Origin of the sequence: Blautia aquisgranensis (genome assembly GCF_040096615.1) — a bacterium.
Lineage (GTDB): Bacteria > Bacillota > Clostridia > Lachnospirales > Lachnospiraceae > Blautia_A > Blautia_A aquisgranensis.
Genome location: NZ_JBBMEJ010000036.1, coordinates 1 through 13,288 on the forward strand (window position 1 = coordinate 1; position 13,288 = coordinate 13,288).

General features: G+C 41.6%; 14 protein-coding genes and 1 pseudogene. 5 read left to right on the forward strand and 10 right to left on the reverse strand.

Annotated features, from left to right (window positions below; all coding sequences use genetic code 11):
- Nucleotides 1-153 precede the first annotated feature (153 nt).
- Nucleotides 154-1,008 (reverse strand): metallophosphoesterase, encoded by an 855-nt coding sequence (locus WMO28_RS16400; protein ID WP_349057676.1) that lies wholly within the window; start codon nt 1,006-1,008, stop codon nt 154-156.
- Between the two features lie 220 nt (nt 1,009-1,228).
- On the opposite strand from WMO28_RS16400, the gene WMO28_RS16405 reads away from it, so the two are divergent.
- From WMO28_RS16405 to WMO28_RS16425, 5 genes are all read left to right on the forward strand, one after another.
- On the forward strand, nt 1,229-1,978 hold the full coding sequence (locus tag WMO28_RS16405) for an ABC transporter ATP-binding protein (protein WP_349057677.1): 750 nt from the start codon (nt 1,229-1,231) through the stop codon (nt 1,976-1,978).
- A gap of 13 nt (nt 1,979-1,991) precedes the next feature.
- Nucleotides 1,992-3,962: an FtsX-like permease family protein gene (locus WMO28_RS16410; RefSeq protein WP_349057678.1), complete on the forward strand. Its 1,971-nt coding sequence runs from the start codon at nt 1,992-1,994 to the stop codon at nt 3,960-3,962.
- Between the two features lie 75 nt (nt 3,963-4,037).
- On the forward strand, nt 4,038-5,657 hold the full coding sequence (locus WMO28_RS16415) for an ATP-binding protein (RefSeq protein ID WP_349057679.1): 1,620 nt from the start codon (nt 4,038-4,040) through the stop codon (nt 5,655-5,657).
- Entirely contained in the window at nt 5,635-6,243 is a 609-nt protein-coding gene (locus WMO28_RS16420) for a response regulator transcription factor (protein ID WP_349057680.1), read from the forward strand. The genes WMO28_RS16415 and WMO28_RS16420 overlap by 23 nt, the downstream gene beginning before the upstream one ends.
- Nucleotides 6,244-6,324: 81 nt before the next feature.
- Nucleotides 6,325-6,693, forward strand: coding sequence for a helix-turn-helix transcriptional regulator (locus tag WMO28_RS16425; RefSeq protein ID WP_349057681.1), 369 nt, complete (start codon nt 6,325-6,327; stop codon nt 6,691-6,693).
- A 51-nt stretch (nt 6,694-6,744) separates the two neighbouring features.
- On the opposite strand, the gene WMO28_RS16430 is transcribed toward WMO28_RS16425, so the two are convergent.
- The 9 genes and pseudogenes from WMO28_RS16430 to WMO28_RS16470 all read right to left on the reverse strand — a co-directional run.
- Complete coding sequence (locus WMO28_RS16430; RefSeq protein WP_349057682.1) at nt 6,745-6,885, reverse strand: hypothetical protein; 141 nt, start codon at nt 6,883-6,885, stop codon at nt 6,745-6,747.
- A gap of 484 nt (nt 6,886-7,369) precedes the next feature.
- Nucleotides 7,370-7,831: a hypothetical protein gene (locus WMO28_RS16435; protein WP_144364749.1), complete on the reverse strand. Its 462-nt coding sequence runs from the start codon at nt 7,829-7,831 to the stop codon at nt 7,370-7,372.
- A gap of 5 nt (nt 7,832-7,836) precedes the next feature.
- Complete coding sequence (locus WMO28_RS16440) at nt 7,837-8,652, reverse strand: ABC transporter permease (protein ID WP_349057683.1); 816 nt, start codon at nt 8,650-8,652, stop codon at nt 7,837-7,839.
- 12 nt (nt 8,653-8,664) lie between these two features.
- The gene (locus WMO28_RS16445; RefSeq protein WP_025581211.1) at nt 8,665-9,459 is read right to left on the reverse strand and encodes an ABC transporter permease; all 795 of its coding nucleotides are present in this window, start codon (nt 9,457-9,459) and stop codon (nt 8,665-8,667) included.
- The gene (locus tag WMO28_RS16450; RefSeq protein WP_349057684.1) at nt 9,452-10,378 is read right to left on the reverse strand and encodes an ABC transporter ATP-binding protein; all 927 of its coding nucleotides are present in this window, start codon (nt 10,376-10,378) and stop codon (nt 9,452-9,454) included. Before WMO28_RS16450 ends, WMO28_RS16445 begins: the two co-directional genes overlap by 8 nt.
- A gap of 216 nt (nt 10,379-10,594) precedes the next feature.
- On the reverse strand, nt 10,595-11,512 hold the full coding sequence (locus WMO28_RS16455) for a sensor histidine kinase (RefSeq protein ID WP_173740266.1): 918 nt from the start codon (nt 11,510-11,512) through the stop codon (nt 10,595-10,597).
- Nucleotides 11,513-11,517: 5 nt separating this feature from the next.
- A complete protein-coding gene (locus tag WMO28_RS16460; protein WP_173740265.1) occupies nt 11,518-12,210 on the reverse strand; it encodes a response regulator transcription factor in 693 nt (230 codons plus the stop codon).
- The gene (locus WMO28_RS16465; protein ID WP_244095931.1) at nt 12,203-13,138 is read right to left on the reverse strand and encodes a nucleotidyl transferase AbiEii/AbiGii toxin family protein; all 936 of its coding nucleotides are present in this window, start codon (nt 13,136-13,138) and stop codon (nt 12,203-12,205) included. The genes WMO28_RS16460 and WMO28_RS16465 overlap by 8 nt, the downstream gene beginning before the upstream one ends.
- A pseudogene (locus WMO28_RS16470) lies at nt 13,139-13,288 on the reverse strand (type IV toxin-antitoxin system AbiEi family antitoxin domain-containing protein); the annotation flags it as partial.

Consider the following 13,288-nt stretch of genomic DNA (forward strand, 5'->3'; position numbering starts at 1 on the left):
CATTGGTTTGTGTAGACGCAAAGAAACGGCGGCTCTGAAAATCAAAACCGCCGTTTCATAGGCGCGTGAAAATGTGTCTGCTCTGCGACGGCTTTTTTTCTTTTGCCGTCGCGCGGCAGACTGTTTTATAATTCGGTTTTCTATAAATTTGTCTTAACAGTCCATATTGAGAAGTTCAATTACAACGACTTCCGGGCGATTGTTAAAACGGATGGGAATAATGCTGTTACCTAATCCGCGGCTAACCATCATATTTGTACTGCCACTTGTATATAGCCCTGCGTCATACTGTGGAAATAGCCCTTGATTGGGTGCGATCAACCCGCCGATAAATGGCAAACGGAATTGACCACCGTGTGCGTGTCCGCTTAAAACCAAATCAATATTGCAATGTACATAGCTTTCAAACAATTCTGGCCGGTGCGACAGCAAAATGGTGTAGCTGCTTTCATCATCAACAAGACTACTCAGTTTTGTTCTGACCATAGCTGGGGCTTCTCTGAATATATCTCCTTTTATGGTAAAATCAGGGTCAGAAAGTCCAATAAGCGTTATTTCTTCTGTGTCGAGTTTTAACTGTACAGCTTCATCTTCAAGCACAATTACGCCAATCGTTTTAAGTTCTATTTTGAGTTCATCATACTGTGACAGGCTTGCTTCGTGGTTCCCTGTTACATAATAGACTGGCGCAATCTTAACCGCTTCTTTTGCAAAATCAAGAGCTACTCCAATATCCGTATGCCCTGCGTCCACTAAATCCCCCGTTATTGCAATAATGTCCGGTTTGCTTTCTGATAACAATTCCAGCAACTTTCTATTGCCTTTCCCAAATTCTGCGTTGTGCAGGTCTGATACTTGTGCTATTCGGAACCCGGAAAATGCGATAGGAATACGGCTACTTGAAATTTTTATTTTACTTACCGTCAACGCCGTATTACCCCAGATCAAATAAACGAGTAGGGCAAAAAATATTGAGCTTATTACGCATAATTTAAGATGTTTTTTCATGTTTTCTCTTTTCCCATCCTCCGTAATTATCTCTGCCGTGCGACGGCTTTTTCTTTTGTCGCTGTCCGACAGATATGACTTTTTCTATTTTATGAATATCATATCAAGGAACGACAAATCCAGCATGAGTAAATCACGCATGTTTTCTGCGTGATTTACTCATGCACTTTTTTACTGTGTTCGATATACTGCTTGTGTACATTGAAAGGAGCGATCAATAATGAGTACACTATTAGAAGTAAAAGACATCACCAAAATCTATCCAAACCAGCCGAAACCAGGACTGGATCATGTTTCTTTTGAAGTAATGCAGGGTGAATTTCTCGGTATTATGGGAGCTTCCGGCTCCGGCAAAACAACGCTTTTGAATGTGCTATCCACTATTGATATTCCTACAAGCGGCAGCATCCGCATGGGAGGGAAAAAAATTCAAGAGCTTAGTCAAACACAGGCAGCCGATTTTCGTAAGAATAATCTCGGCTTTATCTTTCAAGAGTATTTTTTGTTGGACAGTCTGACTGTGCAGGAAAATATTGCAGTTCCCTTGACTTTGCTCCACGAAAGCGCAAAGACGATTGATAAAAAAGTGATGGAGCTTGCGGAACTGTTTGGAATTGCTTCACAACTGAAAAAATATCCCAGTGAATTGTCTGGCGGTCAACGGCAACGTGTAGCGGCGGCTCGTGCAATGGTAAAACGCCCGCCGTTAATTTTTGCAGACGAACCCACCGGGGCATTGGACAGCAGTTCAGCAACGGAACTGCTCTTTGCCCTCTCAGAAGTCAATCAGGCTTTAGGAACAACAATTTTAATGGTAACACATGACCCGTATGCGGCAAGCTATACAGATCGCATTTTGTACTTTAAGGACGGGCATATCATTTGCGAATTGAAACGGTGTAACAGGGAACGCCGTGAATTCTATGAGGAAATCATGCAAGAAGCCGCCAGACAGGACGAAAAGCGTTAAGGGGGGTGGCAACATGAAATTATCCGCAATCGCCTTAAAAAATCTAAAACGGAACTTTTCGTTTTATTCCCTGTACCTTTTTTCCGTTTCTTTTGTCTTGATGATTTACTTCTGCTTTACTTCATTTTCCATGAACCAGATCATCATGGAAAAAATATCTTCGGATGGCAGAGTGGAAACCATGTGCCGGACAGTAGCAATATTCATCATGGCATTTGTCATTTTTTATATGTTCTATTCCAATAGTTTTTTTATGCGGCGACGTATGAGAGAATTAGGGATTTATTCGCTACTTGGGTATCGAAAATCAACTATATTGAAATTACTGATCTTTGAAAATGTAATGATCTGCTTTGGCGGTATGATTCTTGGAATTCTGACTGGCAGTATTCTCCACAAAATCGTAATCGCCGGGATTGTGACCCTTTTGGGAATATCCGTAGATCAAAGCGCAATCCCTCTAATTTACCCGGCAGCAGTAAAGGCAATCCTTTCCTTTGTAATCGTCGTGCTGATTACACTTATACTTTCTAACGCAAGTCTGCTCCGAAAATCTACCCTGCTTGATTTGGTGCGACTGGAAAAGAAAACGGAAAAACCGATCCATCCCCATGCAATAACAGCGATATTGGGTGTCGGATTTCTCAGCGCAGGGTACGGCCTTGCATTGGACATTATGCGGGGAAAGCAGTCATTGTGGAATACCATTGGATTTTCTCCTATTGCCATGCTGACACTTCTTTGTGTTGTGGCAGGAACGATTCTGTTTATGTACTCATTCCTACCCTATGTCTGTCAGAAAATCCGGCAGAAAAAAAGCAGATTTTACCATGAAAATACCATTATTGTAGTGCCAAAGTTTATGCATCGCATCCGTTCTAATGCGAAATCACTGATTTTGCTGATCTTGCTGACAGCGGGGACGCTGGCGGTCTTTGGCTCGACGGTTCTTTCTATGTGGTATCCATACCAATCTTTCCGGCGCATTATCCCCTCTGCCATTGAATACCGAGTGACAAATGAGCAGGAAAAGGAAACCTCTTTGCAGGCTTTACAGGAGGCTTGCGACGAACAGGAATACGAAGTTTATGAAACGATTATTTTGAAAGTAAAAGCAACTTCTGATCGTCTGCCGACAGAATACAGTATCAGTGAAGATAAGGGGCGTATTCCCGGATTTGAATGTATCAGCCGGACAGACTATGTCTCCTTGCTCTCCCAGCAGGGGAAGAAAACGGATATTCCAGAATTATCAGATACTGATTGCATTTTAATCAAATACCATCCAGACCATGAACATTCTGACATGGGAGCCTCGTATCGTCTGGACTTTGGAACAGGAATAACCGATGTAACAGTAAAACAGACAAGCATTGATAATCCTATTGGCTTTTCAAACAGTGTTGGAACTCTGATTTTGTCGGATAACCTTTATCAAAAAATGCGTGACAGTACCATAGATAGAGTTACGGTTATCAGTATTAATGGTGAAAAAATGCGCTCTAATGAAACTGCCTACACAGCTTTGAATGCGTCTATGCCGGACAACATTTATCTGGCAAGCGCATGGCAAAGAGAAAGTACCTTTGTCCGCGATGCAAGTTCCACTTTTTTGCTAATTTGTTTTACTACGATTATTTTCTTAATTGCTACGGGCAGTATTCTTTACTTTCAAAATATTTCGTCCGTAACCTATGACAAACCGGACTATGAAATCATGCTGAAAATGGGATATAGTCACACAATGATTAAAAAATGTGTGCGTCGGCAGATACAGATTTATTACGGTATTCCCTATGTCATAGGATTGCTGCACAGCATTTTTGCGATGATTTGTTATAAGTCTGCACTGATGGACGATCTGCTCGGACGGAACAGCGCCGTTGTTGCACCGATTCTTCTGGCGGTGGCGATCTTCTCCATTATCTATGTTATCTATTACCAGTTAACAAAACGCTCCTGCTATATAATTGCCTTGAAATAATGCGGCGGCTGGCACTTTCATTGGTGTCAGCCGTTGGTTTATTCAAAAATATTTCAGAATAGCAATCTTGAACTCATGGGGAAAGAACAGTACAATATTAGAAAAGGAATGGAGGTGGAAAATACGAAAAACACATATTTCTCAAGACAGATTTTTTGTGCGTTGAACCAATTTGCCGTGATTATTTATCTCAGTTATATGGCGTACAACGGACATTATATAGAAAGCAATTACCTTGTTCATTTTCTATCTTTGTCGCTCTTGTTTTTTGACGCGGCGTATATCTCATATAAGAATGTAAAATGTAATAAGGTCCTGAACCACTTTTCCCTATTGTTATTGTTGCTGGGCTGGCAATTCTTGTTGTACCTGTTTGACTTTCAACCAATATCCAAAGCGGTTTCCATGCTGTTGTTGCCTGTCTGTTTTTATCAGTCAGCATATTTCATACAGACATTTTTATTTCAGGGTTCCGCCTATCGGGGGCAAAAAGCGCTGCTTGCTTTTTTGAAAATTTCCTGCGTAACAGCAATTATTTGCTTCTTCTTTTCAGATAGGGCTTTTTTCACAGCCTACCAACTGCAATTTTTTATCTCGACACTGGCTCTTGCTGTCGTTGGTATCATACAGAGAAAACGAATTGTCTTTGTGCTGAAAAGTCAAAGGAAACGTCTGCTTTTTCCACTGGCTCTTGTAGTAATTCCATTTGTAATATACCTTTTCGTTTTTCACAGGGAAGCGGAATATATGGCAAGTATGGGGAGCTACATCCCTGTTATGCTAGCATTTGTATGTATTCATAGTATCGTGTTCCAATACCATCCACAGCAGGTACAATTTTTAACGCTGTCAGGGGGATATATCGTTGCTCTGGTTTTTGTCGGATTGGTTGGACTTGTTGGAATGGCATATCTTTTTCAAATCCCACTTGTGGCAATTTTGATGAGTGTTTACATAGTGGTTCTGATGGCACAGGTTTACAATATCCTTTTGTATGTGCGGATTTGCAGACAGCCGACCGACTATAATAACCCCACGGATCGTCAGCACTTTTACGCCTATTCACTGGAACAGATTAAACGGGAAGAAAACTTAAAAAAAGATTTTTCCAACTATTTGCACGATAATATTTTGCAAAACCTGCTTTCCATCAAAAACATGTTATGTAAAGCAGAACAGCCAGAGATAAGGAGGTTACTTCTCGATACGTTGACAGAATTAAATGCTTCCATCCGTTTTCAAATGCAGACTTATCACCCAAATCTGGTAAAAAGTCTGACCTTAAAGGAGAATATTCAAAATCTGCTTGATTCAATGGAAGAAAACCATTCTGCAAATATATGTTTGGACTGCGATAAAGATGTATTTCTTGTAGAGCCATATAATGTACTCATCTATCGAATGATAAAAGAACTGGTAACAAATGCGTTAAAACATTCCTCCGCAACGACAATCGATGTGCTGCTGATGCAGGAGGACGGACGCATTACCCTAAAGGTGACGGATAATGGTATTGGGTTCAAACCGTTCACTTATAAGTCAGGTTCACATCAGGGGCTTGCTTCTATTGGGGAACAGGTCAGTTTATTAGATGGCACTATGAACATCCAACCCGCTACTGGTGGCGGAACGGCAGTTGTCATTTCTATGCCTATGAACGGAGGTGATTCGTATGAAAATTTTGTTGGTCGATGACCATATACTTTTTGCCAAAAGTCTTTCGATTGCCCTGTGTGATAATCCAGAGATTGAGCAATTTTCCAGCACAAAGGATATTCAAGATTTGGAAAAACAAATTGCCACAGAATTACCAGATATTTTACTGATTGACATTAACTTAGGAGGACTGACAGACGAGGACGGTTTAATGCTCACACAACATTTGTTGGAGCGTTTTCCAGATCAAAAAATAGTCATTCTCTCTGGCTATAATCTTCCTGTTTATCGCAAAGAAGCAAAGAGGATCGGTGCAAGAGGGTTTATCAGTAAGGATGTAGAACCAGATGAGTTATTGCACATTTTATTGACCATCAAAGCTGGGGCAACACACTTCCCACGGGAAGAAGTATTTATAGAAGAGCTGACAGACGGGGAGAGAAAAGTTCTCGAATTGGTTGCATCAGGAGTCAGGCGCCGCGAAATTGCTGAACAGCTTTTTATTAGTGAACGAACAGTATCAAATCATTTGCAACATATTTTTGAAAAATTGCAAGTTAGCTCTACCGTTGAGATGATAACAAAAGCTATTAAGTTAGGATACATTGCTCAATCGGTAATATGAAATATAAAGTTTAGAACAAGCACATATCGCAACATTCCACAGGCAGACTATGAAATATAGAATGTATGTGGGTGATGCAATATGGCAAAAATCGAAGATTGCCCTGGCTTTGAAACCTTCGGTGCAGATGTAAAAGAAGCACGGAAGGCGAAGAACCTTGCACGAAAAGATTTAGCCGAAAAGGTGAATATTGATACCAGGTATCTTGCCAACATTGAAAACGAGGGCACGATCCCCAGCCTGCCGGTCATCATACAGCTTGTAAAAATCTGCGGCCTGCCGATGGAGAGATATTTCAATCCAGAGGTCATGCGAGAGGAAAGCGAGCTGCACCAGCGGGTCGGACAGAAGTTAAAGCTCTGCCCGGAACAGTATTTGCCTATCGTGGAAGGTGCCATTGACGGGGCCTTAAAAATTGAAAAGCCGAATGAAGAAACGGAGGGTGTCTGAACATCCTCTGTTTTTCTTATTTTGCGGGCATTTTTGGACTTCTGCAACTCTTTATAAGTAGGGATAAGATACGGTATCACGGCGCCTCTGCATTTCCCGGAGGTAGTCGATTGCCTCATGGTACAGTACCAGCTTGCAGTAAGCATCGAACTGGCACCGCTCGCCATAGTTATTGCGGGGGATCATATCCATCTTTTCACCCCCTTTCTTGGGGGAATGAGGTGGGTTTCTCCCTTTCCGCTAACAAGGCGAACGCAAAGCCGCTTGCTACCCGCTAAAAGCCTCCTTTTTGAAAATTTATCAAAAATTTTTTTCGAGGCGGGCTTGTCCTCAGAAAACAGCAAAAAGCGCCCAGCAAGTCGCAACGGACCTGCAGGGCGCAGAAATGTTTTATGAAGAAGATTGCTTACATGGTATAGTTCATATCCAAAGCCAGACTGCTCCGATGGAGGGGCTATGCTTTTTTTAACTGGTGCAGATCATGGATACTGCGAAAAAGAGAAAAGGACACGGCGAAATAACCTCCAATCGGCTACCGTGTCCCTGCAAGTCGTCATAGGTTTGTGTAAACGCAAAGAAACGGCGGCTCTGAAAATCAAAGCCGCCGTTTCAAATGGGCGTGTCAAATTGTCTGCTCTACGACGGCTTTTTTCTTTTGCCGTCGTCCGGCAGAGTATTATTCAATATTTAATTCAATGTTTCCAGTGAAATTCTCACATTCAATGCCGATATAATTTCCACCATCAGGAAGTGTAATTGTGTCACTATAAGTTCCGGTTGCTTCAATCAAAGTGACTGCTTCATCAGATCCAGAAATCCAGAATACTTTTGCAGTACCTTCCGTAATCTCCAAGGTGCAATCAATGGACAGCTCCTTACCGGATTCTCTCTTTATGGAAGTTCCTCCGAACAAATACTCTGTATCTGAAAAATCCTCATAGTTGGCTGTATAGCTTCCTGTATAATCATCAATTCCTTTTTCTTTCGTACCTTGTAAGGATGAATTTCCGGTAAGCGCTATGGAACCAGCAGACTGAACAATGTTGTTATACTGATCGAGAAATTCGTCTTTTGTACAACCTGAAAGCACAGAAGCACCCAATAGTATCAGGCATAATGATAAAACTATTTTCTTCACAGCTATCACCTTCCTTTCCTGCGTACAGCACGCTTTCCTTTTCCCTTGGCATTTGCCTGTTTACGGGATTTCATTTCTTTTTTGTTACTGGACATCAGTAACAACAGCACCGCCCAGAGAACCATGATGCCAACCCCAATGACCGCCAACAAAGGGGTTGAGGATGTGGTTGTTCCGGCATATTCACTCATGTCAAATCCCACTAAAATCAGCGCAGCAGAGAACGGATAGATGCTGGCAAGGATACCACTTTTGAAAAACAACATGCTGTATCCAAGGAAGAACGCCAGAATGGAACCGCCCAGATATGCCCCTCGGATCTGCCCAAAAATCAGGATCAGCGGCATACAGACCAAATAGGTCGTCAGAGCCGCTAACACGATCTGCGTACCTCCATGAAAAAACACTTCCGCTGTCAGTCCCGATAATCCAACCGTCAATCCAGTAATCAAGGTAATGCCAACGCTGTATATTCCCAGCAGAACTGCAAGCATAACGACTAAAAGTAACTTAGCTCCCAACATTTTCGGCATAGAAACAGGAATTGTCATGATGTTTTTCAGTGTATCATGAGTGGATTCTCTGTCTATAAGCCATCCTCCGATCATTACCAGTGAAATTGGAAGGAATATCTGAGTGTTTCCCCAAACAACATTTTCAAATAGTGCAGAAAAATCATAATTTGGATTTCGGTACTCTGCCTCCACAATCAACTGACTTCCATACTGAACCAAAGGACAGAGTGCAAGCGCCACCAGCCCTACCAAAAGAATCTGGCACCGGCGCAGTTTCAGTAATTCCGATTTTAATAAGTTCCACATAGTCACACCCCCTTAGATTTCCTGTCGCCGGTAAACAAATGCAATCAGCGCAAGAAATACAATGGCTTCCACAATAATCACACCGAATACCTGAACACCATTCAGAAAATACGGACTGACCCGTTCCAACAAATCTGCTAACTCCGCACTGGTCTGGCTTTGGTCATAAAATTGGAATGTCCAGCGGAAGGCCAGCGGCCCCGGAAACAGGGTTCCTATGTTCAAACCAAAAGGCTGTGTGAGAAACATATCGTTCGTGGAAAGGATAGAATTCGCAATCGTATAGAAAAAGGTAATCACGACAGACACGATATAGTTTTTATTAAGAAGAACAACGAGCAGAATACAGGGAAGTGCGCCCACCCACATAATCAGCCCTTCTTCAATTCCAACGCCAAACAAGGTCCAAAACCCAACCGGTTCCCAACCCTGAAACAACAAAACCGCAAGATTTACCAATCCTCCAACTGCCATAAAGCCAACGGCAAACAACAGTAAAACCAGCATCTTGGACAGCACCAGCTTGGTTCTATTTACCGGTACGGTAACAAGGTTTTTCAGTGTGTCATTATCAAATTCCTCAAACAACAGATTCGAAGCCAGTATCACAAGAAGCGGCATCAAAAGCAAATATGCACTAAGCTGGAATAGGCTGGACATCACTCCATTTACAGCATCCACATCAGTGTTTACATCTGCCAGAAAGAAAGCATAAGCCAATGGCATGAAAACAGAAAGCAGTAGGGAAATAAATACCAATGGCTTCCGTTTTAATTTCAAAAATTCGCATTTGATTAGTTTAAGCAATTCCTTCTCCCCCTGTCACACGCTTGAAGTAATCTTCAAGACTTTCTTCACAAGTATGCACCTCCGATACCTCCAATCCGTTTTCTACAAAGGCAGTTACAATTTTCCCCACAGGCAGATCCAGGTTGTGCAGACGCAGATTGTGGTCGTCCTGTATGGAGAAATGGTTTTCATGGAAATTGCGTTCCAAAATTCTTGCCGCCTGTGCAGTATCAGAGAGCGTAAAACGGATATGCTTACTGCTTTTTTGCTCCAGCTCAGCAAGGCTTTCTTCTTCCAGCAACGCGCCGTGGTCGATAATTCCAATATCGTCAGCCAGCAAGGAAATCTCTGAAAGAATGTGACTGGAAATCAAAATAGTTTTTCCTCTTGCGTCGCAAAGCTCTCGAATAAAGGATCGTACTTCTGCAATACCGATGGGATCGAGACCGTTGATCGGCTCATCCAAAATCAAAAGTTCCGGATCGTGCATAACGGCAAGGGCGATGGCAAGCCGCTGCTTCATACCAAGAGAATACTGTGAAAAGAGCTTTTTATCTTTGTAGGGCAGTCCTACCAGATCCAGAGCATCTTTGATAGCATGATTGTTTGGTACGCCCCGCAGAGTAGCAAAGATACGCAGGTTCTCTGTGCCGGTCAGATTGGGATAAAAACCGGGGGACTCAATCAGGCTTCCGATACGGGGCAGCAACTTCTTTTCATTTCCTTGCAAAGACTTTCCCCAGATTTTGACCTCCCCGGAAGTCGGCTTCGTTAAGCCCAACAGCATTTTCATGGTAGTGGTTTTTCCGGCTCCGTTTCTGCCCAGCAGACCGTAAATTTTCCCACGCTTCACATGGATATTTAAGTCAGCCACACTCTTTTGTGAGCCGTATTGCTTCGTCAGATTTTTTGTTTCAATGATATAATTTGTATCCATATTCAAAACCTCCTGTTCTGTAAGGTATTCTATCATGCCAACCTTGCATTAACCTTGCCGCAACCTTGCATTAACCTTGCAATTAAGGAATGAATTGCAATGCAAATCCTATTCCGCTACTTCTCAATCCGTTTGGGGATTGAGAAGGTTCCCATGCCATTTTCTAAAAGACTTCTGAAAATAAGTAAGGCTCCCGCCATAAAAACGGGAACCCGCTTAAATTTCCAAAGGAAAAAGCAAAGTAAATTCCGTTCCTTTTCCCGGTACACTTTCAACTGTTATGCTCCCACCCATCTTTTCTACAAGCTGATGGACAATAGAAAGACCAAGACCGCTGCCTTTGTCAGACCGTCCTTTGTCACACTTATAGAGCCGTTCAAAAATGTGTTTCAAATCTTCCTTCTCAATTCCCACTCCATTATCCGCAAGCAGCAGCTCCATGTTATTTTCCTTCTTTGACAGGGCAATTTTGATTTTGTCTGCATGGCTGTGAGCGATTACATTTTGAATGAGATTATTAACGATCCTCATATAGCTGTCCATATCCAATCTTACCCGGATAGGATGTTCGGGAATATCAATGTCATAATCGACCTGCTTATCTTCAAAAATCGGTATCCAGTCGATTAGGATATTTCTTGTCAGCTCTGCAGCTTCAACGCTCTGGATCTCCAAAGCAAACTCGTTAGAATTTAACTTGAACCAGTCAAAGAGTACATCAATATATTCTTTCAGATCATGGGCTTTCCGGCGGGCGGTTTCAATATAATCATCCCGGTCTTTTCCTGTGACCAGTCCTTTGTGTGCAGCGTCAAGATACCCAATCAGAGTAGTAAGGGGCGTTCGCACATCATGGGAAAGGCTCGTCATAAGCTGGCGGTTGGTTTCTTCCGTCTGCCGTACAGTTGAAAGTCTGCTTTCATAGGCCACAACGATCTCGTTGATTTCATAAGCAAGAGGTGCTGTCAGTTCATTTGTTGCAGATAGAATACGCCGGTTGCCATTTCCGTTTTTCACATCAACCAGCACATCGGCCATTTCTGCTATTTGTTTTTTTACACGCTGAACGAGAACGATGGAAGTCAATACAGCTACAACAGCAATCACAATGGACAAGAATACAATGATTTCCATACTGACTACACCTCCTTATTAAACCGGTAGCCAATCCCTTTGACCGTTTGTATATACTTTGGGCTTGAAGGATTGACTTCTAATTTTTTACGAAGCCGACTGATAATCGCCATAATGTTACTGTCATCATAGAAATATTCTTCGCCCCAAACTTCCTCATAAATCTGTTGTTTTGTCAAAATTTTTCCTTGATGCTTTGCACAGTACAGGAGCAGATCAAATTCCTTTGGTGGAAGTTCAAAAGTGCCATTTTCCGTCGTAACAGAACGATTTTCAAGGTCAATTTGCAATCCATCAAAATCCAGTTTTTGCACAGCTCCGGCTTGATGATTAAAACGGGTGTAGCGGCGAATGAGGGACGCAATACGGGCAATCAGTTCGTCCATATCAAACGGTTTTGTCAGATAATCGTCCGCCCCGGCTCGTAAGCCCCGCACTTTAGAAATGCTGTCATTTTTGGATGTAAACATCAAAATCGGCAAGCTGTACTCCTTGCGAATTTCTTCCAACGTTTCAAAGCCATCCATTCCGGGCATCATCACATCCAGCACTACAAGCTGGTATTCCTGCTCTTTTAATTTTTGTAAACCCTCTTTTCCGGTATTACAAAAATCAGCTTCTATGTTTTCTGCTTGTACGCTACGTTTAATCAATTCACACAGTGCTTTGTCATCATCTATAATCAAAATCCTATTCATGATGCAACTCCTTCCCTTGTTTTGTTGTTCCGTCATTCGGCTTTTCTGCGTTCTTTGGGAACTGCAATACATTATATGTATTTTTTGATATGATTTCATATAATGTGCGAATTGATTTCATAATTGTATGCCATGGAATGTCAGCAGCGTAAGTATAATTTTTTTGATAAGCTTTCCATAAATTTTCCATAACAGAATTTGATTGAATTTCATTAAATACCTCGTCTATATCTTCAACTTCTATCTGTTCTAAAGTTTCTCGTTTCTTAGCTGTAGCAACAAGTGCATCCCATAATACATCTTTTGAAAGTTGCTCTCCATATAGTTTTTGTAAAATATAGATATCATAAAAATCTCTCATTCGCGTGTTTGTAACGTTTCGACTAATAACAGTTTCCAGTTTTTCAGACAATACCGTTTCCAGATTATATGCCCATACCTCGATTGTGCGATTTTCAAGCATAAGATTAAAGTTGTACTTGATTTCTCTTGGTGTAATGATATCTCCTGTAGAAATATCAATCTTTAATGGTGTGATTACACCATCAAATTTCGTTTCCATGCTTACACGAACACCAGGATAATCTGCTTCTTCCATGATTTCCGATATCCGTTTGATACGAAATGAAACACCATCGTCCAGTGGAATTGATATAATTTGGGATATAATCATTTCTACATCCTCCACACTGACATTAGTGCCTTTTATGGTAGCATCCGGATCCATAGTAGCTCTGGCATCCAGACCAACCATTGCCGCCACTAGCATTCCACCTTTTAATATAAACTGGTTTTTATACTCTGATAAAGAAATTCGTTCTAAAAAACGTTCCATCATATAATTCCGCATCAAAATCTGTGCATCTGCGGATTTTTTCTTTGACATATTACGAATTAAATCCTTTAATTGTCTTGCCGTTGTTATCATCTAAAGTAACACCTCCAAATATGGTCTTAGTATCTTTTCAACATGAAACATAGCTGCGTATTTCATAAGCATCCGTAAGTTTTTATCCTTACGTTTCGCATATTGCTTTAATGCATCTTGGAATACCTGCATTTCAATATTTTTCCTGCT

Bases quoted from the DNA above. Each gene is read 5' to 3' on its own strand.
- WMO28_RS16420 (WP_349057680.1), top strand. From the start codon at position 5,635: ATGAAAATTTTGTTGGTCGATGACCATATACTTTTTGCCAAAAGTCTT.
- WMO28_RS16450 (WP_349057684.1), bottom strand. From the start codon at position 10,378: ATGGATACAAATTATATCATTGAAACAAAAAATCTGACGAAGCAATAC.
- WMO28_RS16410 (WP_349057678.1), top strand. From the start codon at position 1,992: ATGAAATTATCCGCAATCGCCTTAAAAAATCTAAAACGGAACTTTTCG.
- WMO28_RS16440 (WP_349057683.1), bottom strand. From the start codon at position 8,652: ATGTGGAACTTATTAAAATCGGAATTACTGAAACTGCGCCGGTGCCAG.
- WMO28_RS16425 (WP_349057681.1), top strand. From the start codon at position 6,325: ATGGCAAAAATCGAAGATTGCCCTGGCTTTGAAACCTTCGGTGCAGAT.
- WMO28_RS16415 (WP_349057679.1), top strand. From the start codon at position 4,038: ATGGGGAAAGAACAGTACAATATTAGAAAAGGAATGGAGGTGGAAAAT.
- WMO28_RS16400 (WP_349057676.1), bottom strand. From the start codon at position 1,008: ATGAAAAAACATCTTAAATTATGCGTAATAAGCTCAATATTTTTTGCC.
- WMO28_RS16455 (WP_173740266.1), bottom strand. From the start codon at position 11,512: ATGGAAATCATTGTATTCTTGTCCATTGTGATTGCTGTTGTAGCTGTA.
- WMO28_RS16460 (WP_173740265.1), bottom strand. From the start codon at position 12,210: ATGAATAGGATTTTGATTATAGATGATGACAAAGCACTGTGTGAATTG.
- WMO28_RS16465 (WP_244095931.1), bottom strand. From the start codon at position 13,138: ATGATAACAACGGCAAGACAATTAAAGGATTTAATTCGTAATATGTCA.
- WMO28_RS16430 (WP_349057682.1), bottom strand. From the start codon at position 6,885: ATGGATATGATCCCCCGCAATAACTATGGCGAGCGGTGCCAGTTCGAT.
- WMO28_RS16405 (WP_349057677.1), top strand. From the start codon at position 1,229: ATGAGTACACTATTAGAAGTAAAAGACATCACCAAAATCTATCCAAAC.